Consider the following 21,399-nt stretch of genomic DNA (forward strand, 5'->3'; position numbering starts at 1 on the left):
TCGATGCTTTAGTGCAAAATCCCTTCATCGTTCGACAGGATTTTTTGCAGCAGTGTAATAAATCGTTCTCGATCTTCTTTATTCAATTTTTTAGGCCCTTTGGCGTATATGCCTTTTCTCCTTTGTTTGCCGGAAAAATGACGGCTCTCAAGAGCAAAATCAATCGTGCCCTCTTTGTAAAGACGCCCTCTTTCCGACATGACGGAGACATTTCTGTTCAACAGCAGAGATGCTAATCCGATGTCCTGCGTCACAACAATATCTCCCGGTTTTACGTGATTTGCGATATATAAATCAGCAGCTTCTTTATGAGGATCAACATACTTCCATTTTTCTTCATTGCTTCTCGAAAGCTGATAATGTTCAAATGAAGCGACAAAAAGAACTTGAACTTCATACTTGGATGCTGTTTGTAAAATTTCATCTTTTACCGGACAAGCATCTGCATCGACAAAAATCGTCTTTTCTTGTTCATTAAGAAGAGTAATTCTCCATCCCTCCATTAAACTCCTGCATAAAAGCAAGCAAAATCGCACATCCTTTATCATTGCGGACGTATATGAATTTGTCGAAAAATTTCCGGGAGAAATTCTTGACATCTTACCCATAATAGTTTATTCGTATCACACGAACCTTAAACCTAAAATTAATCATTTTATCACAATTTTTTATTATAATACAAACTTCACAAAGATGCTATTATTTTTCATTATTCCCTTTTGGCATAGCCAAAAACCCAGGATAGAGCGTCCTGAGTTACATGTTTTTTGTTTTGAGATGATGGATAATATTTGCTGTTTCTTCAACCGCTTTATTTGAAACATCAACAACCTGGCATCCGATCCGGTCCACAATCTTTTCGAAATATTCCAGTTCCTCTTTGATTCTGTTGATATTTGCATAGATCGCTTTGTCATTAAGCCCAAGTGATTTTAACCGTTCTTTTCTGATATGATTCAGTTTATCCGGGCTAATCTTTAAGCCGATACATTTTTTCGGATCAACGTTAAAGAGTTCTTCCGGCGGGTCAACCTCGGGAACAATCGGAACATTGGCAACCTTCAGGCGCTTGTGGGCGAGATATTGAGACAGCGGTGTTTTAGACGTTCTGGATACCCCGATCAAAACGATATCAGCTTTTAAAATCCCTCTTGGATCACGTCCATCATCGTATTTTACTGCAAACTCGATAGCCTCCACTTTTTTGAAATAGTCTTCATCAAGCTGGCGCACCCGCCCTGGTTCGTATTTCGCTGTTAAACCGTAGGCTGTTTCCATTTTATCAATTAACGGGCCGATAATATCATAATATAAAACATTTGCTTTATCCGCTTCGGCAATCAAATATTCTCTGATTTCCGGCACCACTAGTGTGAAACAAATAATGCCGCCGTCTGCCTTTGCAAGTGAAATTACTTCATTGATAGTGCCTATATCTTCAACATAAGGAATTCTTCTGACATGTGTATCGTCCGCTGAACCGTTAAATTGGCTGAGCGCTGCTTTTACTACCAATTCAGCCGTTTCACCGACGGAATCCGATACAACATAGATGATGCGGTTATTCATATTATCCCCCCGTTAGTTTGCGATCTTATAGGATTTCATTTTCAGATAAACTGACAAGTATTTTTGTCATATTTGTTTTTGTCACTCTGCCGATGACTTCAAAGCCTTTGTCGGTATCTTTGATGACAGGCAGTGCATCAATTTGTTTTTCTATCAAGTGCTTTGCAATGTCCATCACATAATCCTCGCGTCTGCACACCGTAATATTCGGCATCCTTGTCATGATGATGTGAACAGGGACAGAGGTAAGCTCCTGCTGGCCTATGCTCGCTCTCAGCAAGTCTTTTCGTGAAAGCACCCCGACTAAAACAGCATCGCGGTCCACCACAAACAGAGTACCTACATCTTCTAAAAACATGGTGCAAATCGCATCGTACACAGAAACATTTTCGTGAATCACGACGGGGATAGATTGAAAGTCTTTCACTTGAAGCTTTTTGAGTTTATCTGCCAAAAGCTGGGTGCCGGTTTTCCCAGTGTAGAAATAACCGACTCTCGGGCGCGCCTCAAGGAATCCTGACATGGTGAGTATGGCTAAATCCGGACGCAATGTTGCCCTGGTTAGGTTCAGCTTTTCTGCAATATGCTCCCCTGTAATCGGCCCGTTTTCTTTTACAATCTGCAAAATATGTTCTTGCCGTTTATTTAGTTCGATCGTACTCACCACCTTTTCACTTCATATCTATGTAAAGAATAATAATCCATATTATATCGTAAATATCTTGTAATCAAACAAAAAAACTCATAAATGGGGAAAAGACGATTACCGATCACACAGCAACCGCCTTTTCTCTCTTTATTTTACAATAAGGGCATTCATATTCGCAAAGGACTTGATCTCATCCGCCAAGCTTACCATTTGCGCCAAACGGTTTGCCTTTACTGTCTCATTATCTGCTATAACCATTGTATGATCGAAGTAAGCATCGATCGGTTCTTTTAAGGCTGCAAGTGAAGCAAGCGCCGCCTCATAATCTTTTTTGCTGAAGTTTTCCTGCAGGTTTTGCTTCGCTGTTTGGTAGGCATCAAACAGTTTTGCCTCGTATTCATTTTCAAACAGATCAGGCTGAATGTCTCCGTGGACTCCTTTTTTGCTGATAGAGATCACTCGGCCTAAAGCCTCAGCTGTTTCCTTAAAGCCCGGTGCACCAAGCTTTTGTTCCAGCACTTGTGCTTTATGCAGCGTTGAGTATGGCTCAAGCTCAGAGCTTTCCAGCACGGCGTCGATGACATCGTGTCGAATCTGTTCCGCATTCAAAACAAATTTCAGGCGCTGAGTGAAGAAATCCATCAGTTCATTTTCTTTTTCGGTTTGTACGAAAGAAAGCAGCTCTTCAAACGAGATTCCCCAGTTGCGGTCCAGAAGAATCGCAACAATACCGCTTGCTTGGCGACGCAGCCCGTAAGGATCCTGAGAACCGGTCGGAATAACGCCGATAGAGAAGAATGAAACGATTGTGTCTAGCTTATCCGCCATTGCTACAACAGCTCCGGTGAAAGTAGAAGGCGTTTCTCCGCCTGCTGATCTAGGCATATAGTGTTCGTTGACTGCCGCAGCCACAGCTTCATCTTCGCCAAGCATTCTCGCATACTTTTCACCCATAATTCCTTGGAGCTCAGGGAATTCGTATATCATGTGCGTGACAAGATCAAATTTAGAAATTTCAGCAGCTCGCTTCACATGTTTTAATGTATCTTCATTGGCCTGAAGACGAACGGCAAGCTTTTCTGCGATTGAAGTGACTCTTCTAACCTTATCTGCCAGAGAACCAAGCTCTTCATGAAAAACAATGTTTTCAAGCTTCTTCACGTTTGCATCAATATTTAGTTTCTGATCTTCCTTGTAGAAGAATGAAGCATCAGATAAACGCGCGCGCAGCACTTTTTCATTGCCTCTGGCCACATTTTCGATCGCGTGGCTGTTCCCGTTTCTGACTGTGATAAAGTGAGGCAGCAATTCTCCGTTCTTGTCTTTGACAGGGAAGTAGCGCTGATGCTCTTTCATTGTCGTGACAAGCACTTCCTCAGGAATTGACAGAAACTCAGATTCAAATGAACCATAAAGAGCTGTTGGGTATTCTACTAAATGATTCACTTCATCAAGAAGATCCTCGTCAACTGGAATGCTCCAATTGTTTTCTGCAGCCATCGCTTCCAGCTGAGATTGAATCATTTGTTTTCGGACGTTAGGATCAGCAATAACGTGCTGTTCTTTCAGCTGCTCTTCATAAGCTGAAGGTGATTCAATTGACACTTCATGTCCAAGGAAACGGTGTCCCTGCGTTGTCCGTCCAGACTCAACGTTTGTGATCGAAAATGGAATGACATCCTGTCCAAATAAAGCGGCAATCCATTTGATTGGCCGGATATAACGCAAATCCTCATTTCCCCAGCGCATGTTTTTTGGGAAATGCAAGCTAGTAACTAAACCGCTCAGTTCCGGCAGAAGCGATTTCGTTTCTTGGCCGGCTTGGAATTTTTGCACGAATACATACTCTGTGCCTTTTACTTCTTTGATGTACAGGTCTTTTACGTCTGCGCCTTGGCCCTTTGAAAAGCCGATTGCCGCTTTTGTCCAGTTGCCGTCTGCATCAAGGGCAATTTTTTTCGCAGGCCCTTTCGCCTCTTCTTTTATATCATCCTGCTTTTCTGCTACATCCTTTACGAAGACAGCAAGGCGTCTCGGTGTATTGAAAAGCTTCACTTCACCGTGTGTGATATTTTTTTCTTTAAGCCAGCCTGTCAGCTTCTCACCAAGCTGAACCATGCTATCATTTAAAAAGCGCGCCGGCATTTCCTCTAAACCGATCTCTAAAAGTAAATCCTGTTTACTCATGAGAAGAACCCTCCCCTTTAAGCATTGGGAACCCTAGTTTTTCTCGTTCCTCATAATAGGTTTTTGCTACTTTTCTCGCTAAATTTCGCACTCTTGCGATATAGCCTGTCCGCTCGGTAACAGAGATCGCACCTTTGGCGTCAAGCAGGTTGAAGGTGTGCGAGCATTTTAGCACATAGTCATATGCAGGATGAACAAGTCCGTTATCCATTTGCTTAATCGCTTCTTTTTCATACGTGCTGAACAACTGGAACAGCATATCGACATCTGACGTTTCAAACGTGTAAACGGAATGCTCGTATTCCGCCATCATGAATAAATCTTTTACTGTAAACCCTGACGTCCATTCCAAGTCGAAAACATTTTCTTTATCCTGGATATAAGACGCGAGACGCTCAATTCCGTACGTAATCTCTACAGAAACCGGTTTACACTCTAGTCCTCCGACCTGCTGGAAATACGTAAATTGTGTGATTTCCATTCCGTCAAGCCATACTTCCCAGCCAAGACCTGCGCAGCCTAAAGACGGATTTTCCCAGTTGTCTTCAACAAAGCGAATATCGTGCTCAAGCGGATCAATTCCAAGCGCGCGCAAGGAATCTAAATACAGCTCTTGAATGTTATCAGGAGACGGTTTAATAATGACCTGAAACTGATGATGCTGATACAGTCTGTTCGGGTTCTCCCCGTATCGTCCGTCGGCAGGGCGTCTGGAAGGCTCTACATAAGCCACTTTCCACGGCTCAGGGCCGATACTGCGCAAAAACGTATACGGGCTCATCGTGCCGGCCCCTTTTTCTACATCGTAAGCCTGCATAAGCACACAGCCCTGACTGGACCAATGCTTTTGCAATGTTAGAATCATGTCTTGAATATTCATTTCAAGCACCTCCACTTTTCCTTCATAAAATGACTGCGGCAGCAACCAAAAAACTCCCGTCTCTATGCTTGCCAGCCGCAAACATAGGGACGAGAGTTCTCCCGCGGTTCCACCCTAGTTGCTGAGAACAAAATCCCAGCCTCTTTTTTTGAAATTGCTCAAGAATGCCTTTCGTTGCGTGCTCATCCTTAGCTTACACCGCCCTAAGGTCGCTTTCATGAGGTAAACGCAAGTACTTCTTTCTCTCACTGCAACATATTTTATAATAAATGATCATATAAAAAGATGGACCAGATGTCAACTTTTGTTTTCACCCATCAGATGTTTCATGCTTTCCATTTGATCTAAAAAGCGCTTTGATTTTAAATATAACCCTGAATATTCTTCATAATATAAATCAATCACTTGCTTTAATTCAGCTTTTGTTTCCTGCTTTAAGGACACATTGCCCAGCCTCGACAGATCGAAGTAATAAAACAGTCTCAAAAGCCTTGCCGTTTGCGGTTTAATTGGAACCCTGTAGGGATCTTTTTCAAAGCAGCGATGGCAAATAAAACCGTTATCACGAACAGAAAAATGAAAGGTCCCATCCTGGCTTTTACAATGCACACAGTGATTCAGCTCAGGGTACAGCCCCATGACACCGAGCATCTTCATTTGAGCAATGAAGATGATGACATCCGGATCTGTTCCTTCATTCAGCTGTTTAAACGATTCTAAAATGAATTCAAACAAATAAGGGTTTGGCTTCTTTTCTTCTGTGCCTTTGTCGACTAGCTCAGCAATATAAGCAGCATATGCTGTTAAAAACAAATCTTCCCTGATGCCTCTCATGCTGAGGATCATTTCACCCTGCTGAAGCGTTCCGAGGCCCGTTGTTTTTTGCATTAAAAATGAACCATACAAAAAGGGCTGGCTGACTGCTGATAAACGGCTGTTCGGTTTTTTGGCGCCTCTTGCCATAACACCTATTTTTCCGTGTTCTCTTGTCAGTAATGTAACGATTTTATTCGTCTCTCCGTAATCATTTGTGCGAAGAACGATTCCTTCACATTTTGTCAGCATTTCCGCACCTTCCTAAAGCAGGAGCGGCCAAGAGGTTTATAAAATTGGATAATCAAATCGGGCTAGCTCATCTTCTAGTTCTTCGGGTCTTTCCATGTTCTCTTTTTCCAGCTCTTTAAAAAGAAGATACGTATCAACATTTCCTGTTTGAGAAAATACGTTCCAGGTAAAATTCAACACAAGAAACCCACCTTTCTGTAGTTAAACTAGCTTACCTAACTCCAAATTCTTACCTTTATCTTGACCAGATGTCCTCCATTTCATGTTAAACAAAATTTGCTAATGTATCCCTGTTCCTGTGAGAAAATGACACAGCAAGGAGATTAATATTCGTCCTCTTTAAAGCCAAAATCGCGAAGCTGGGACATTTTATTGCGCCAGTCTTTCTGCACTTTGACCCACAATTCAAGGTAGACACGGGAGCCTAACAGTGCTTCAATATCCGCTCTCGCTCTTTTTCCAACCTCTTTCAGCAGGCTTCCTTTTTTTCCGATCACAATGCCTTTCTGGGAATCCCGTTCGACCACAATCGTTGCCGCTACGTGCACAGAACCGTTGTCCTGTCCTTTGATGGATTCGATGGCCACCGCAATGCTGTGCGGGATTTCTTCTCTCGTCAGATGCAGCACCTTTTCCCTGATTAATTCAGAAATGATAAAGCGCTCTGGATGGTCGGTTACCTGATCACTCGGATAGAATTGCGGCCCTTCCGGCAAATACGCTTCAATCTGTGTGAGCAATGTTTCGATATTATTTCCCTCTAAAGCAGAAATCGGAACAATTTCCTTAAAAGGATAACGTCCCCGATATTCGTCAATTAACAAAAGCAATTGATCGGGATGAATTTTGTCAATTTTGTTTACGATTAAAAATACAGGCGTAGACATATTCTGCAATTTCTCAATGATGAATTCGTCGCCCTTCCCGTAGCCTTCCTCGGCGTTGATCATAAACAAGATCAAATCGACTTCTTTTAATGTATTTTGCGCCACTTTCATCATAAAGTCCCCAAGCTTATGCTTAGGTTTATGAATCCCTGGTGTGTCAATAAAAATCGTTTGTGATGTGCCTGTCGTCAAAACTCCTTGCACCTTGTTTCTCGTCGTTTGGGGCTTATCGCTCATGATCGCGATTTTTTGTCCAATGACTCTGTTCAAAAATGTAGACTTTCCTACGTTTGGTCTTCCAATAATGGATACAAATCCTGATTTAAAGCTTTCGTTCGTCATGTAAATCCTCCGATGAAAATGCGCCTGGCAATAATTCTTCCACAGTCATTTCTTTTATTTGTCCTTGTAAATTAGTCAGCACGACTATAACGTCCTTTGTGCAAAGCTCAGAAATCACCTGGCGGCAGGCTCCGCACGGAGATACCGGTCCAGGGGTGTCAGCCGCAACGGCCAGCATCTGAAACTCTGTATCCCCTTCAGAAACAGCTTTAAATAAAGCGGTACGCTCAGCGCAATTGCACATGCTGTATGCAGCGTTCTCGATGTTGCAGCCTCTGTACACTTTTCCATCCTTGGTAAGAAGAGCGGCTCCTACTTGAAACTTGGAATACGGCGCATATGCCATATCACGTGCTTTTAAAGCTTCTGTTATCAATTCTTGTTTGTTCATGTGTACATGTTCCTCTCTTACCTATAATGGTACCGCTATCACTTTATATTTTACATAATCGCGCGCTTTTTTTCACGCCCATTTCTAAAAATGTAAAATAAATGTAAGAATCTTCAGCCATTACAGCTTTGGCAAAAAAATAAGTAAACCAATGATACACGAAATGACGGCAAAAACGCAAACAGCCCCGGCGGCAGCGTCCTTAGCCGCTTTAGCAAGTGGGTGATTTTTGTCTGTTATTAAATCAACCGTATGCTCAACGGCTGTATTTAAAAGCTCCAGCGAAAACATTCCTCCGATCAAAAGGATAATAATCGCCCACTCAATTAGGCTGAGCTCTACGAGGAAGCCGCAAATGAGAACAGCGCAGGCGGCTGCGACATGAAATTGGAAATTCCGCTCCGTCCGCGCTGTTTCCCAGATGCCCCGGCCTGCATGCACGAAGCTTTTGAAGAATCGCTTCAGCTCATTTCTATGATCTCTTGAGTCCATAGGCGTCCAGCAAATCCTTTTGCTTAGTAAACATCTCCTTTTCTTCCTCTTTCGTCATATGGTCATATCCTAAAAGATGCAGAAATCCATGGACGGCAAGAAATCCGAGCTCTCTTTTAAAAGAATGATTATATTCCTCTGCCTGCTCCCTTGTGCGATCCGCACTGATGATAATATCACCTAAAACCGGCGGCATTTCTGCGCCTACGATTTCAACCTCGCCTTCTCCCTCTTCTTCAAGAGCAAATGAGATGACGTCTGTCGGCGTATCCTTTCCGCGGTAATCTTTATTGATCTGCTGGATGTCTTCATTGGTAACGATCGTGACAGAAACTTCAGCCTGATCCTGAACGCCTTCACGTTCAGCGGCAAATTGAAGCAGATTTTCTACTTCTTTGAGCATCTCTTCAGAGACACTCCCCGTTTCATCAACAATATCAATCAGTAAACTCATCTATTTCACCTTCTTAGTAGCCTCCGGATATTCAATCCGGGAGTGGAAAATTCCTTTTAATGTTGCACAGAGCGTTTTTGCGATTGTATCCAGCTCCTTAAATGTCAAATCGCATTCACTGAACTGTCCGTCCTGAAGCTTATCGGATATAATACCCCGGACAAGCTTTTCAATTCGTTCAGGATTTGGATTATGCATGGATCTGACTGCCGCTTCAACACTGTCAGCAACTGATATAATCGCGGCTTCCTTTGACTGCGGCTTTGGTCCTGGATAACGGAACTCTTCTTCTGTAATCTGGTCGCCTTTTTCCTTCGCTTTATAATAAAAGAACTTTAAAAGCGAGGTTCCATGATGCTGCTCAGCAATATCGACAAGCTCTTTCGGAAATTTATAGCTTCTCAGCATATTCGCACCGTCAGTGGTATGAGAAATGATGATATTTTTACTCAGCTGAGGAGACAGCTTGTCATGCGGATTGTCAATATTCATTTGGTTTTCAATAAAATATTGCGGACGCTTTGTTTTCCCAAGATCGTGGTAATACGCGCCGACTCTTGCAAGCAAACCATTGGCTCCAACCGCCTCACAGGCTGCCTCTGACAAATTGGCGACCATTACACTGTGATGATATGTACCTGGTGTTTCTGTTAATATTTTTCGCAGCAGCGGATGGTTAGGATTAGACAGCTCAAGCAGCCTCATAGTGGATAAAATGCCAAAGCCTGTCTCAAAAAACGGCATCAGGCCGATGATCAATACAGACGAAGCAAATCCCGACACAACGCCCATCAGCATTAACGTGCCGATTTCAAGACCCGATAGCGCAGTGTTTTGGATCAATAACAAAGAAAGAACGACAACCATATTAATAAACGCTACGAAAAGCCCGGTCTGCAAAATCTTTGATCTTGCATTGTGTTTTCCTAAAAATAAAACACCTGAAATCCCGCTGATCAAATAATAAATTCCTATGACATAATTGAATGTTCCTGTCACACCCTGATTAAACATCATACTTCCGCAAATCGCAAGAATGATACTTCCCAAAATGGCAATGCGTTCATTCATCAGCAGTTTGATTAAGATCGCGCCGGCCGCAATGGGTACCAGGTAGCCGATATTATGATATTCCATCTTCTGGAACAAACTGACAACCTCCATAATAACAAGCAAAAGCGTTGTGATAATGGAGAACAGCAGGATGGATTGGTTTTTAAACTTCAGGTTTTGTTTCTGTTTTTCAAAATAATATACAAGTGTTGCAATGAAAAGTCCGATCATAATCAATAGGCCGCTGATCGGTTTAAAGAGATTTGAGTTATTTAATAACCCGGTCAGCTCGAGTTTTCTGTACACTTCCCGATCAATAAGGTCATTTTCTTCCACGAGCACCTGACCCTGTTTGATCTGAACCTGCTGGACATTGTCTGACGCTTCCTGCCGCTTTGCCTCTGTCGCTTTCGGATCGAAGACGTAATTCGGGATAATAGCAAAACGCCCGATTTCTGTCGCAGCTCCCAAGTATTTTGATGGGATAGAATTGCCCTTTAGCTCTTTTTCTACTTTATCCTTTGCATCAGATAGTTTATCCGATGAGATTTCACTGCTCATGACCGTATTCACTGCCGTGATGACCGTATCTCTGACAAAAGAAAAGTCTTCACTGTCTGCTTTCAGCAATGTCTTGATGGAATCCTCAGATATGGAATCATTCACATCTGACGTTAATTTGTTCTTCACAGACTTAACCATTGATTTTTCCGATGGTGATTTGCTGTCTTCTTCTGATGATTTTTTCACTTCGCTGATACTGTCAAATATAGATGACACAAGGTCAATCCGGTTGTCTGTGTATTCTTTTTTTAATGTATATTGATCTTCAACCGCGTCCTCAGCGGCTTGCTTTTTTTCCTCTGTGGCTTTTTGATCTTCCACGGTTGCCGGAGCATAAATGGTCTTGTCGCTGACTGAAAATAGGTCTAAATCAAGTGTTTCCGGCTTAACATGTACAAAGAGCAAAGCAAACATAATGGCAGCCAGCAGAAGATACAGCAGTACATGCATGGAGCGGGCATTTTTAAAGCTGCTCCATTTTTTTGAGCTGCTTTTGGTCTTCCCCTTCTTTTTCAACACAAGAACCTCCTCTTGAAACATCAAGCCCATAAGCAATCATAAAAATGACCCGATAACGCGCGATCGGGTCATTCAGCATTAATTTTGCTTATCGTATGCTTCAATAATTTTCGCAACAAGCGGATGTCTGACCACGTCTGTTTGGTCTAGCTCAATCATAGAAATGCCGTCTATTCCTCTCAGCATCTCCTTCGCTACTGCAAGTCCCGATTTGACGCCTTTCGGCAGATCAATTTGGCTAACGTCACCTGTAATGATCATTTTAGAGCCAAAACCCAGTCTCGTCAAAAACATTTTCATTTGAGCAGGCGTGGTATTCTGTGCTTCATCAAGTATAACATAAGCATCATCAAGCGTCCGTCCCCTCATATATGCAAGCGGAGCAATTTCAATAATGCCTCTTTCCATCAGACGTTCTGTATGATCTGCCCCAAGCACATCATGAAGAGCGTCATACAGCGGGCGCAAATAAGGATCTACTTTTTCTTTGAGGTCACCTGGGAGAAAACCGAGGCTTTCACCGGCTTCTACGGCAGGTCTTGTTAAAATGATTTTTTTGATATGTCCGTTTTTTAAAGCATGGACTGCTTTTACGACAGCCAGGTACGTTTTCCCGGTTCCCGCTGGGCCGATGCCGAATACAAGGTCATTCCGCTTCATAGCGGCCACGTACTCCCGCTGTCCCATCGTTTTTACACGGATTGGTTTGCCTTTTGCGGTTTTTGTAATTTCTTCTTCATACATGCTTTCAAAGTATTCAAGTTCATTCTTCTTTGCCATTTTGACGGCGTAAATCACATCACGTTCAGAGATCTCTATCCCCTTGCGAATTAAAGCGAGGAGCGATCCCAGCAGCCTGTCTGCAATCTGAAACGATTCTTCATCGCCTGAAACATAAATCGTTTCGCCGCGCGTAATGATATTTACATTCAGATCTTTCTCCATCAATTTCAAAAAAGAATCTTGGTTCCCGAACAGTGAAAGCGCCTCGTCCGGGCTTTTCAGTTTTTGATTCATCGCAAGTAAATGTTCTGTCATTCTTCAGTCTCCCTGACAATAGGTGTGGTTTGAACGATATCTTCTATAACTTGGTAGAGAATAATCAACTTTACTTTACCATTCTCAACAGTCTGGTGCAAAACTTTTTCACTTTTCACCTCGCCGTCTTCGCCTATTTTATTCTCTACATCCTGTTTACCCAATTTAATGCCTTCTTGAACTGCTTCTTCTTTTGTATATTTTCGCAAAGCCTCTTCACTTTCTCTCGTTTGCTCTTTGATATAGGATACAGGGAGCTTAAATCCAAGAAAATTCAGCGAATGCTTTTCTTGTTCTGTTTTTGGGTGCTTCAATTCCTCTTTTTTAAACGTCATCCCCCAGATCGGGATTGCCAAAGAGCCAAAAGAAAGCTTGTGCTTTGTCCTTACTTTGCCCGTATAGACGTTAAATAATGTTTCAAGCGGGACGGTCACTTCGGATCTGTACCAGGTTTCTCCGTAAATTTCTGCCTTTGAGGCGACTTCCTGCTGATGCTCTTCACTGCCGATCAGTCCCGAAACAAGCAGCTGTCCCTTTTCTACATGATCGTGGATTGCGGCCATCGGCTGTCCTTTTTGCACAAACATTCTTGTAATGGTTGCTTTCTTTTTGGCGACAATATCGCGCGGGCTAACATACTTTTCTTTTTCGGGCTCATTTTTCTCCACGACTTTCATATGAATGGTCGTCCCCTTCAGATCAACTCCGACCCAGGTGATATTGTCTATTCCATTGGTTAACGATTTTTGTATTTTTTCAGGCGACATCATTAAAAACTGAAGACGCCCCTTCTTGACGCCGATTTCATTAAGATGTTGCATCATTTGATGTTCCGTTTCAGGCTTAGCGCCTGTCACATCAATTTTCCACACCATATTGGAAAGCAAAAACAAAAGGATGAAAAACATTGCAAAACCAATCGTAAACCCAATATTCAGCTTTGATTTCAGCAACAGGAAAGGAAAACCCTTCCGATTGATAAATCGGGCTTTACATTCAAATTTTCTTCTCACCCGCCGAAAGGCATGTACATCCTGAAGCTGTATATATAACGATACGGCTTCTTTCTTTTTTTTGACATGAAAGACCGGAATCCCCTGTCTTGTGCATTCATTAAGGAGCCGTTCAATCCCTCTTCCCGTCAATTCAAGCTGGACCTTACCCGAAAAAAAAGACAGCCATTTATTTTTCACAACATTTCCCCCTCGGCTTTATGACTCAACATATCGAACGACATCAATCGTACCCTCCAAAAGAATTTCTTCCGGAAGAATCGCCTTGATGACAAAATTTTTACCAGATATGATGCACTGGCCCTGCTTCAGCATGAGCCTCACTTCATTCTCACTGAAAAGCAAAAGGCCTCTGTGGTTTTCTATGTAGATATGAAGTCTGCCAACCATTGTAATCCGCGGCAGATCCATCATAACGTCCGGGGGAATTTCCAATGCTCTAGTCAGCCAAGCTTTCATACGATTCTTTCTTTGCCCCATACAAAAAGAACCCCCTTTCATCTCATATGTATGATTTGAAAGGAGGTTCTAACACTTTAATTTTTACGGGCCGAGCGCATCGTATGGTGAGGTTTTTTCGCCCTTGGAGGCCCGAATACCTCACCTAAGACGATCCCCTGTACCACAGTGTCTTTATTAACCTGGAGCATTTTTTGTTTTGTGTATACTGCTTTTTGTTTAACTGCAGTAAGATCACGTTCCAGCCCTTCCAGGTTTCTTTCTGTTTCCCTGCGTCTTTCTTCCGCTTCCCGTCTTACCTGTTCCATTCGGTTAGGAATAGGTGCAGGAGCATCTTCAAACTGCTTCTTTTGAGGAGAAGCCGTTTGCACCTGCTGAGGTTTATTTCTGTTTTGGCTGTTTTTGTTTTCCTCTTTGCTCTTTTTACCGAAAATCATAGAAATGATTCCGATAACCGCTGCGATAATGAGCGGATTGGTCAGAATATCTTCCATCAGCGTTCTCCCTTCTTAGAGAGATTATGATTTTTTGTCTTCATCAGACGAATCTTTCGTCAGCTTGCCGAATGAATCACGCATTTCTGTGTCAGCATCAATGTTCTTGATATTCATGTAGTCCATGACGCCAATATTCCCTTCACGCAAAGCTTCTGCCATCGCAAGCGGCACTTCCGCTTCGGCTTCTACCACTTTCGCGCGCATTTCCTCTACGCGGGCGCGCATTTCCTGTTCTTGAGCGACAGCCATCGCACGGCGTTCTTCCGCTTTTGCCTGCGCGATGTTTTTATCAGCCTCGGCCTGATCGGTTTGTAAAATCGCTCCGATGTTTTTGCCAATGTCAACATCAGCAATATCGATTGAGAGAATTTCAAACGCAGTTCCTGAGTCCAATCCTTTTCCAAGCACTGTTTGAGAGATCATATCAGGGTTTTCAAGCACTTTTTTGTGACTTTCCGATGAACCAATTGTAGAGACAATCCCTTCGCCGACACGGGCCACAATGGTTTCTTCCCCTGCTCCCCCAACGAGACGGTCGATATTCGCTCTTACTGTAATTCTTGCTTTCGCCTTTACTTCAATCCCGTCCATAGCCACACCGGCAATGAACGGTGTTTCAATCACCTTAGGATTAACACTCATTTGAACGGCTTCCAATACGTCGCGGCCGGCAAGATCGATGGCGGCACAGCGTTCGAATGATAGTTCAATGTTGGCTCGCTGAGCAGCAATCAGCGCGTTGACGACTCTGTCAACATTTCCTCCGGCGAGATAATGGCTTTCAAGCTGATTGGTGGCAACATTAAGCCCAGCTTTATGCGCTTTAATCAGTGGGTTCACCACTCGGTTTGGTATAACGCGGCGAAGCCTCATTCCGATTAAAGTGAATATGCTGATTCTCACTCCGGCTGCTAATGCGGAAATCCAAAGCATAACAGGCACAAATGTAAAAAATACAGCTAAAACAATGATCCCTACTACGATAATAGCCAGAATCATAAGTGTTGATGGATCCATATCAATTCTCCTCGTTTCTGTTTAAATTTCTCTCACGACGATGCGTGAGCCTTCCACCTTTACTACTTTTACTTTCTTATCTTTTTCTGTAAACGATCCCTCCGAAACAACGTCAAGGCGTTCATCATCAATAATGACAGTACCAGCAGGACGCAGCGGTGTAAAGGTTACTCCTACTTTGCCTATTAAATCCGTGCGCGTTTGATTTGATACGTAGCCGCTCTCCGTATTTGTAGAATCATTTAATACAAATTTCTTAAAGAATTTCATACGCTTTCCCAACACCCTTGTCAGTAAGATGAAAGCTGTTATAGAAACAGCTGAGGCGATCAAGAGAGAAACCGCCATGACAGTGAAGCTCCCCGCGGCTAAAAACAGGCTCGCAATAATCGCTCCTAAGCCCAGTAATCCAATGATTCCCCCGGGAAGGAAAATCTCAAGCAGGATGAGGATCACCCCTGCTATAAAGAGAAGAACTGTCTCGTATCCGGCAAAGCCGGCTGCAAGATGCCCGTAAAAGAACAGCAACAAGGCGATGAATCCAACCGTTCCAGGAATGCCGACGCCCGGGGAAAAAAGCTCTACTGTCAGGCCTAAAAAAGCGATTGTCAACAGAATAGGAACAATGACCGGATTCGTCAGCCATCTTGCTGTCTTTTCTGCAAAGCTTTCCTTTGCATAGATGGTTTCCGCCTTTTCGAACCCTAGCTTCTTTACGAGCGCGGATAAATTGTCAGCCGTACCTTCTGAATAACCTACATCAATCGCCTTATCAGCGTTGAGTGTCAGCAGATCTCCCTTCGGCGCGCCGGCTTCCTTGGCATCTATATCCGGATCAGCCATTGCGAGCGCATATTTTGGATCGCGATTATTTTTCACTGCGGCATCTTCCAGCTCTGCCAGCCAAAGTGATTCAGCTTTTTGGTCAGCGGCATTGCCTTTACCGTCAATAATCGCGGCTGCTCCCATTTTTCCGCCGGGCGCCATATAAATGTTATCGGCTTGCAGGGCAATATATGCACCAGCTGACAACGCACGTTTGTTTACATATGCAGTTACGGGGATCTCGCTTTCGGTTACCGAGTCCGCTATATCAATAGCTGATTTGACCAATCCTCCCGGCGTATTGATATCAAGAATAATATGATCTGCATGTGCTTCTTTTGCATCCTGTAACGAACGGGACAAAAACGAGGCGAGGCCCTGTTCGACATTTTTTTCAACCGGGATCACATAAACCGTTTGTTTTTCTGCTTTGGCGTTCAGCTGTACGCCTAATAAAGAAAGTAAAAATATACTCAAAAGAGCAGCACGAAATCCTTTGATCTGAAGCAAGGGCGGTGTATCCCTCCTTCCATTTATAATAGGTGCCTTCTCTTCATACGTAACAAATGTATCAAAGGTTTCATTTTTTTATGTATAAAAAAAGACATCTCTCTTAGAAAGATGTCCTTTTTTACGCCATTTAAGACAATTGACTGCTGACAAGCTTATTAATTAAGCTTCCGTCAGCTTTACCTTTTACTTTAGGCATAATTGCACCCATTACTTTTCCCATGTCCGCTTTTGAGCTCGCACCAACCTCAGCAATGGTTTCATTTACGATTGTAAGCAGTTCTTCTTCTGACAGCTGCTCGGGTAAATAAACTTCTAAAATGTCCAGCTCTTTTTGAACTTTATCTACTAAATCTAAACGATTAGCGTTTGAAAATTCCTGGAGGGAGTCTTTACGTTGCTTAAGTTCACGAGAAAGGACAGTGAGTTCCTCATCCTCGGTCAAACTGTCTTTCTTAAGCTTAATTGCTTCATTTTGAAGTGAAGCCTTAACCATTCGAACGACAGTCAGTTTGTCTTTCTCACGGTTTTTCATATATAGCTTCATATCCTGGTTAAGACGCTCAAGAAGACTCATAAATCCACCCTCTTTTAGAATTTGCGTTTTCTAGCAGCTTCAGACTTTTTCTTGCGCTTTACGCTAGGTTTTTCATAAAATTCGCGCTTTCTTGCTTCTTGCAAAGTACCTGTCTTTGATACACTGCGTTTGAAGCGACGAAGAGCATCTTCAAGCGATTCGTTTTTTCTAACGACCGTTTTTGACATTCTCTTTCCCTCCCTCCGAATACACCAATCGACTACCTTTAAGTTACACATATAAACATGTACTTTGACATTATAATATAAGCCTTCAGTCAGGTCAACTAAGTGAGTTCACTTTTCCGTCATGTGTGCGACTGCCTGTCTATATAATGATAGAAAGGGGTTGATGAATAGGATGTTAATTCTGATTAGCTTTACTGTTCTTATATTATTCTTTCTCGCAGGCATGAACATGCTTCGAAAAGGCTTAATTTCAATGGCGTACTCAAAAATTGAAGAACGTTTGCTTTTATTTACGGACCATCCGTTAAAAGCGTTTCTGATCAGCATTGTATTTACAGGGATTCTTCAGAGCAGTTCAGCCTTTATGGTTATTGTCATCGGCTTTGTCAGTGCGGGCGTTCTTTCTTTTAAGCGGACGATACCGATGATTCTGGGAACAAATGTCGGATCTACCTTTACAACTGAGTTTATTGCTATCAAAATGGATGTTTTGATTTGGGTTCTTTTAATAGGAGGTTTATTGTTTTTTCTGACTGGCAGATATCCGTTGAAACAGCTCGGAACAAGCTTCCTCGGTCTCGGCATCATCTTTTTTTGCATCAGCGGGTTCAGCCACCTTGCAGGGCCGCTTACAAAGCTGAAAACGGGAGCTGAAGTTCTATACCATGTTAACGATTCAAACTGGTCCGCTTTGCTTATCGGTATGGTGTTGACCGCAATCATTCACTCAAGCTCTGTCTGTATCGGCATTTTGATGAGCTTTATGAATGAAGGCATTATCGGACTGACACAGGCGATGAGCGTCGTGCTCGGTTCAAACATCGGGACATGCATTACAGCTGTCATGGCTGCTGTATCCGGCGGATATGCGGCGAAACAGACAGCGTATGCCCATGTGGTGTTTAACGTGCTGGGCGTGGCTCTTGTATTTCCTTTTCTGACGGCAACGACCGGTTTTGTAGAACAGTTATCACCTGATCCCGCACAAAGGATCGCACATTTCAGCCTTTTATTTAATGTGGTGACAGCTCTTTTATTTCTTCCGCTTACAAACTTGTTTTACCGCTTGATTCACTTTCTTATTCCAGCTAAATAAAAAAACCCGGTACATGTAGATGCACCGGGTTTAGATTAAGAAGACAAACGCATGTGTTCAGTTATTTCATCCTCAACAACACGGACAAATTGCCCTTCGTTGTAAGGATAGCCGGCTTTTAGGATTTTGACTTTCACGATTTTGCCGATCATATCTTCCGTACCTTTAAAAACAACCTTCATATAGTTATCTGTGTAACCGACAAACATGTTCTCTTCTTCCGTTTCCTTATACGCTTCCTCAGGGATGATCTCAAGCACTTCATTTTCATACTGAGAAGCATATTCCTTCGCAAGCTGGTCAGATAGAGCAATCAGGCGGTGTACACGTTCATTTTTTACGTTTTCATCCACTTGGTCTTCCATTCGCGCAGCTGGCGTTCCTGTACGTTTACTGTAAGGGAAAACATGCAGTTCAGAGAATTTATGTTCTTTAATAAAGTTATAGGTTTCCATAAATTCTTCTTCTGTTTCGCCAGGGAACCCTACAATGACATCAGAAGTAACAGCTAAGCCTGGCAATGCTTTTTTCAGTTTGTTTAAACGGTCTGCAAAAAACTCCATCGTATATTTACGTCTCATCCGTTTAAGAACTGTGTTTGATCCAGATTGAATAGGAATATGCAAATGATTTACAATCTTATCTGAGCGGTCTAAGACTTCGATCACTTCGTCTGTGATTTGGCTGGCTTCAATTGAAGAAATTCTAATTCGTTTAACACCTTCAACACGAGTGTCTAATTCGCTCAAGAGCTTCGCAAAGTTGTAATCTTTCATATCTTCGCCGTAGCCGCCTGTATGAATACCTGTAAGAACAATTTCTTTATATCCGGCATCGACGAGCTGCTGCGCTTGTTTAATGACTTCTTCAGGGTCACGGGAGCGAAGTAGGCCGCGCGCCCACGGAATGATACAGAATGTGCAGAAATTATTGCAGCCTTCCTGTATTTTCAATGACGCTCTTGTCCGGTCAGTGAAAGCAGGTACATCAAGCTCTTCATACACTCTTGCTTTCATGATGTTGCTGACGCCGTTAATCGGCTGGCGTTCTTCACGGTATTGGTCGATGTAGCCGAGCATTTTTTCCCGATCCTGCGTTCCGACTACAATATCGACACCAGGGATCGCCATAATCTCAGCAGGCGAGGTTTGCGCATAGCAGCCTGTGACACAGATGACACCGTCAGGATTTTGACGAATGGCGCGTCTGATCACTTGGCGGCTTTTTTTATCCCCCGTATTTGTTACCGTACATGTATTAATGACATATACATCAGCTGTTTGTTCAAAGTCTCTTCTTTCATAGCCCGCTTCTTTGAAAAGCTGCCAGATTGCTTCTGTTTCATAATGGTTGACTTTACAGCCAAGCGTATGGAAAGCAACAGTTGCCATTACTGATCACCTCTTAATAACTCTGTTTGATAAGAAATCGAACTCAACGCGTATAGCGGAGCGGTTTCTGTCCTTAAAATTCTCGGTCCAAGGCCGCACGGCACACTGTCTTTCTCTGTGAGCCGTTCAACCTCCGCTTCTGTTAAACCGCCTTCGGGACCAAATACGATCAAAAGGGATGATCCTTTCGGAAGGCTTCGTACAACTGCGCTGAATGCGCTTATTTCACCTTTCTTCGATGACTCCTCGTATGCAACGACACATTTATCGAAATCTTGCATCCGTTGAAGAAGCTGCTGAAAAGAATGGACATCCATCACTTGCGGCACTTCGTTACGGTACGATTGTTCAGCCGCTTCCTTCGCAATTTTCGCCCATCTTTCCCGCTTTTTCTTTGCCTTTTTGTCATCCAGCTTAACAACAGAACGCGCGGCTTGAAAAGGAATAAAGGCGTGAGCTCCGAGCTCAGTCCCCTTTTGGATAATCCATTCAAGCTTATCTCCTTTCGGGAGGCCGCTCGCAATATAGACCTTTATCGGAAGCTCTCTGTTTTCATTCGTCCATTCTACCACAAGGCAGGACACATTATCTTTGGAAACAGATTGAAGTTCACATTTTGCCTCTAAGCCGTCCTGAGAACAGCAGATAATCTGATCTCCCTCATTCATTCTCATCACGTTCACAATATGATGAACATCTTCGCCGGTAACCGAAAAAGCCGGCGCTTCCTCCATTTGCTGCTTCGTGAGCTCGATAAAATATCGTTGCATACGCAGTGACACCTACTAACTGTTATTTTTTCGCAATAATGCTGACCCAATCTTCCATTGAAAGGATTTCTACAATGGTAAAGCCAGCTTGTTCCAGTGCTTCTTTTACTTCTTGTTTTTTATGCCCGATGATTCCTGACGTAATAAAATGGCCGCCTTCTTTTAACAGGCTGTACGCTTGTGAGGTAAAGCGAAGAATGACTTCAGCCAAAATATTGGCAACAATCACATCATGCTCCCCTTCAATCCCGTCTAACAAATTGTTTTGCTTGACTTGAGCAATATCGCTCACTTTGTTCAGCTTGAGATTGAGGCGTGCACTTTCTACAGCCACGGGATCAAGATCGTAAGCATGGACCGATTCAGCCTCAAGCATTGCAGCCGCAATACTTAAAATGCCAGAACCTGTACCGACATCAATCACCTTATCACCCTTTTGCACAATGCGTTCAAGCGCCTGAATGCAGAGGACGGTTGTCGGGTGTGTGCCTGTGCCGAAAGCCATACCAGGGTCCATTTCTATAATCAGTTCATCAGTATGGACCGGCGTATATTCCTCCCACGTCGGCACAATTGTAAACTTTTCAGAAATTTTCACAGGATGATAATACTTTTTCCAGGCAGTCGCCCACTCTTCTTCATTCACTTCAGAAATGGTGATGTGATTTCTGCCCAAATCAATATTATAAAGAAGCAGATTATTAATCGTTTCTTTAATGCCGTCCACCGTTTCGCCTAGAAAACTGTTAACCGGCAGGTATGCTTTGACAATGACACCCTCGTCTGGATAATCATTGGGGTCGAGCTGGTAGATTTCCCCGTACACATTCTCACGTTCTTTAATTAAATCAAGCGGGTCCTCTATCACAACCCCACTTGCACCAGCTTCATGCAATATATTTGAGATAGGTTCGACCGCTTCATGTGTTGTGTGAATGCTTAATTCGGACCATTTCAAAACTACCA

Annotated in this window: 24 protein-coding genes and 1 other annotated feature; of the genes, 1 reads left to right on the forward strand and 23 read right to left on the reverse strand. The window is 43.0% G+C overall.

The window, feature by feature from the left end; all coding sequences use genetic code 11:
* Positions 1–8: 8 nt before the first annotated feature.
* The 20 genes from AC0C66_RS05445 to rpsU all read right to left on the reverse strand — a co-directional run bounded on the left by AC0C66_RS05445 (position 9) and on the right by rpsU (position 17,176).
* Entirely contained in the window at positions 9–503 is a 495-nt protein-coding gene (locus AC0C66_RS05445; protein WP_014114445.1) for a YaiI/YqxD family protein, read from the reverse strand.
* Positions 504–756: 253 nt separating this feature from the next.
* Positions 757–1,569 carry a pyruvate, water dikinase regulatory protein gene (locus tag AC0C66_RS05450; protein ID WP_003226219.1) on the reverse strand — a complete coding sequence of 271 codons (813 nt, stop codon included), beginning with the start codon at positions 1,567–1,569 and terminating at the stop codon, positions 757–759.
* Between the two features lie 25 nt (positions 1,570–1,594).
* Positions 1,595–2,233: a transcriptional regulator CcpN gene (gene ccpN / locus AC0C66_RS05455; RefSeq protein WP_003237058.1), complete on the reverse strand. Its 639-nt coding sequence runs from the start codon at positions 2,231–2,233 to the stop codon at positions 1,595–1,597.
* Between the two features lie 132 nt (positions 2,234–2,365).
* The gene (gene glyS / locus AC0C66_RS05460; RefSeq protein WP_072183152.1) at positions 2,366–4,405 is read right to left on the reverse strand and encodes a glycine--tRNA ligase subunit beta; all 2,040 of its coding nucleotides are present in this window, start codon (positions 4,403–4,405) and stop codon (positions 2,366–2,368) included.
* Positions 4,398–5,285 (reverse strand): glycine--tRNA ligase subunit alpha, encoded by an 888-nt coding sequence (gene glyQ, locus AC0C66_RS05465; RefSeq protein ID WP_003226213.1) that lies wholly within the window; start codon positions 5,283–5,285, stop codon positions 4,398–4,400. Before glyQ ends, glyS begins: the two co-directional genes overlap by 8 nt.
* A gap of 82 nt (positions 5,286–5,367) precedes the next feature.
* Positions 5,368–5,543, reverse strand: a binding site (T-box leader).
* A gap of 39 nt (positions 5,544–5,582) precedes the next feature.
* Positions 5,583–6,350, reverse strand: a complete 768-nt coding sequence (gene recO / locus AC0C66_RS05470; protein WP_014114447.1) for a DNA repair protein RecO — start codon at positions 6,348–6,350, stop codon at positions 5,583–5,585.
* A gap of 36 nt (positions 6,351–6,386) precedes the next feature.
* The gene (locus AC0C66_RS05475; protein WP_003230053.1) at positions 6,387–6,530 is read right to left on the reverse strand and encodes a YqzL family protein; all 144 of its coding nucleotides are present in this window, start codon (positions 6,528–6,530) and stop codon (positions 6,387–6,389) included.
* A gap of 143 nt (positions 6,531–6,673) precedes the next feature.
* A complete protein-coding gene (gene era, locus AC0C66_RS05480; protein WP_014114448.1) occupies positions 6,674–7,579 on the reverse strand; it encodes a GTPase Era in 906 nt (301 codons plus the stop codon).
* Positions 7,560–7,970 (reverse strand): cytidine deaminase, encoded by a 411-nt coding sequence (locus tag AC0C66_RS05485; protein WP_003226204.1) that lies wholly within the window; start codon positions 7,968–7,970, stop codon positions 7,560–7,562. The genes era and AC0C66_RS05485 overlap by 20 nt, the downstream gene beginning before the upstream one ends.
* A 120-nt stretch (positions 7,971–8,090) precedes the next feature.
* The gene (locus tag AC0C66_RS05490) at positions 8,091–8,462 is read right to left on the reverse strand and encodes a diacylglycerol kinase family protein (RefSeq protein ID WP_461845616.1); all 372 of its coding nucleotides are present in this window, start codon (positions 8,460–8,462) and stop codon (positions 8,091–8,093) included.
* Positions 8,443–8,916 carry an rRNA maturation RNase YbeY gene (gene ybeY / locus AC0C66_RS05495; RefSeq protein WP_014114451.1) on the reverse strand — a complete coding sequence of 158 codons (474 nt, stop codon included), beginning with the start codon at positions 8,914–8,916 and terminating at the stop codon, positions 8,443–8,445. Before ybeY ends, AC0C66_RS05490 begins: the two co-directional genes overlap by 20 nt.
* Positions 8,917–11,052, reverse strand: a complete 2,136-nt coding sequence (pgpH, locus tag AC0C66_RS05500; RefSeq protein ID WP_072183154.1) for a cyclic-di-AMP phosphodiesterase PgpH — start codon at positions 11,050–11,052, stop codon at positions 8,917–8,919.
* 78 nt (positions 11,053–11,130) lie between these two features.
* A complete protein-coding gene (locus tag AC0C66_RS05505; protein WP_003226195.1) occupies positions 11,131–12,090 on the reverse strand; it encodes a PhoH family protein in 960 nt (319 codons plus the stop codon).
* A complete protein-coding gene (gene yqfD / locus AC0C66_RS05510) occupies positions 12,087–13,283 on the reverse strand; it encodes a sporulation protein YqfD (RefSeq protein ID WP_044428713.1) in 1,197 nt (398 codons plus the stop codon). Before yqfD ends, AC0C66_RS05505 begins: the two co-directional genes overlap by 4 nt.
* An 18-nt stretch (positions 13,284–13,301) precedes the next feature.
* Positions 13,302–13,583, reverse strand: coding sequence for a sporulation protein YqfC (yqfC, locus tag AC0C66_RS05515; RefSeq protein ID WP_003226191.1), 282 nt, complete (start codon positions 13,581–13,583; stop codon positions 13,302–13,304).
* 56 nt (positions 13,584–13,639) lie between these two features.
* Complete coding sequence (locus AC0C66_RS05520) at positions 13,640–14,056, reverse strand: hypothetical protein (RefSeq protein ID WP_072183155.1); 417 nt, start codon at positions 14,054–14,056, stop codon at positions 13,640–13,642.
* Between the two features lie 24 nt (positions 14,057–14,080).
* The gene (gene floA / locus AC0C66_RS05525; protein WP_003226187.1) at positions 14,081–15,076 is read right to left on the reverse strand and encodes a flotillin-like protein FloA; all 996 of its coding nucleotides are present in this window, start codon (positions 15,074–15,076) and stop codon (positions 14,081–14,083) included.
* 21 nt (positions 15,077–15,097) lie between these two features.
* Positions 15,098–16,411, reverse strand: coding sequence for an NfeD family protein (locus tag AC0C66_RS05530; RefSeq protein ID WP_072183156.1), 1,314 nt, complete (start codon positions 16,409–16,411; stop codon positions 15,098–15,100).
* A 130-nt stretch (positions 16,412–16,541) separates the two neighbouring features.
* Complete coding sequence (locus AC0C66_RS05535) at positions 16,542–16,988, reverse strand: GatB/YqeY domain-containing protein (protein ID WP_003226182.1); 447 nt, start codon at positions 16,986–16,988, stop codon at positions 16,542–16,544.
* Between the two features lie 14 nt (positions 16,989–17,002).
* Complete coding sequence (gene rpsU / locus AC0C66_RS05540; protein WP_003152957.1) at positions 17,003–17,176, reverse strand: 30S ribosomal protein S21; 174 nt, start codon at positions 17,174–17,176, stop codon at positions 17,003–17,005.
* Positions 17,177–17,348: 172 nt separating this feature from the next.
* On the opposite strand from rpsU, the gene AC0C66_RS05545 reads away from it, so the two are divergent.
* Positions 17,349–18,272: a Na/Pi symporter gene (locus tag AC0C66_RS05545; RefSeq protein WP_014114457.1), complete on the forward strand. Its 924-nt coding sequence runs from the start codon at positions 17,349–17,351 to the stop codon at positions 18,270–18,272.
* Positions 18,273–18,307: 35 nt separating this feature from the next.
* Here the strand turns inward: AC0C66_RS05545 and mtaB are convergent, their stop codons facing one another.
* The 3 genes from mtaB to prmA are packed head-to-tail and all read right to left on the reverse strand — an operon-like array spanning position 18,308 to position 21,391.
* Positions 18,308–19,663, reverse strand: a complete 1,356-nt coding sequence (mtaB, locus tag AC0C66_RS05550) for a tRNA (N(6)-L-threonylcarbamoyladenosine(37)-C(2))-methylthiotransferase MtaB (RefSeq protein WP_014114458.1) — start codon at positions 19,661–19,663, stop codon at positions 18,308–18,310.
* Positions 19,663–20,433, reverse strand: a complete 771-nt coding sequence (locus tag AC0C66_RS05555) for a 16S rRNA (uracil(1498)-N(3))-methyltransferase (RefSeq protein WP_072183157.1) — start codon at positions 20,431–20,433, stop codon at positions 19,663–19,665. Before AC0C66_RS05555 ends, mtaB begins: the two co-directional genes overlap by 1 nt.
* Before the next feature lie 22 nt (positions 20,434–20,455).
* Entirely contained in the window at positions 20,456–21,391 is a 936-nt protein-coding gene (gene prmA, locus AC0C66_RS05560; protein WP_069149894.1) for a 50S ribosomal protein L11 methyltransferase, read from the reverse strand.
* Between the last annotated feature and the right edge of the window lie 8 nt (positions 21,392–21,399).

It is taken from the genome of Bacillus sp. VA13 (assembly GCF_055710085.1).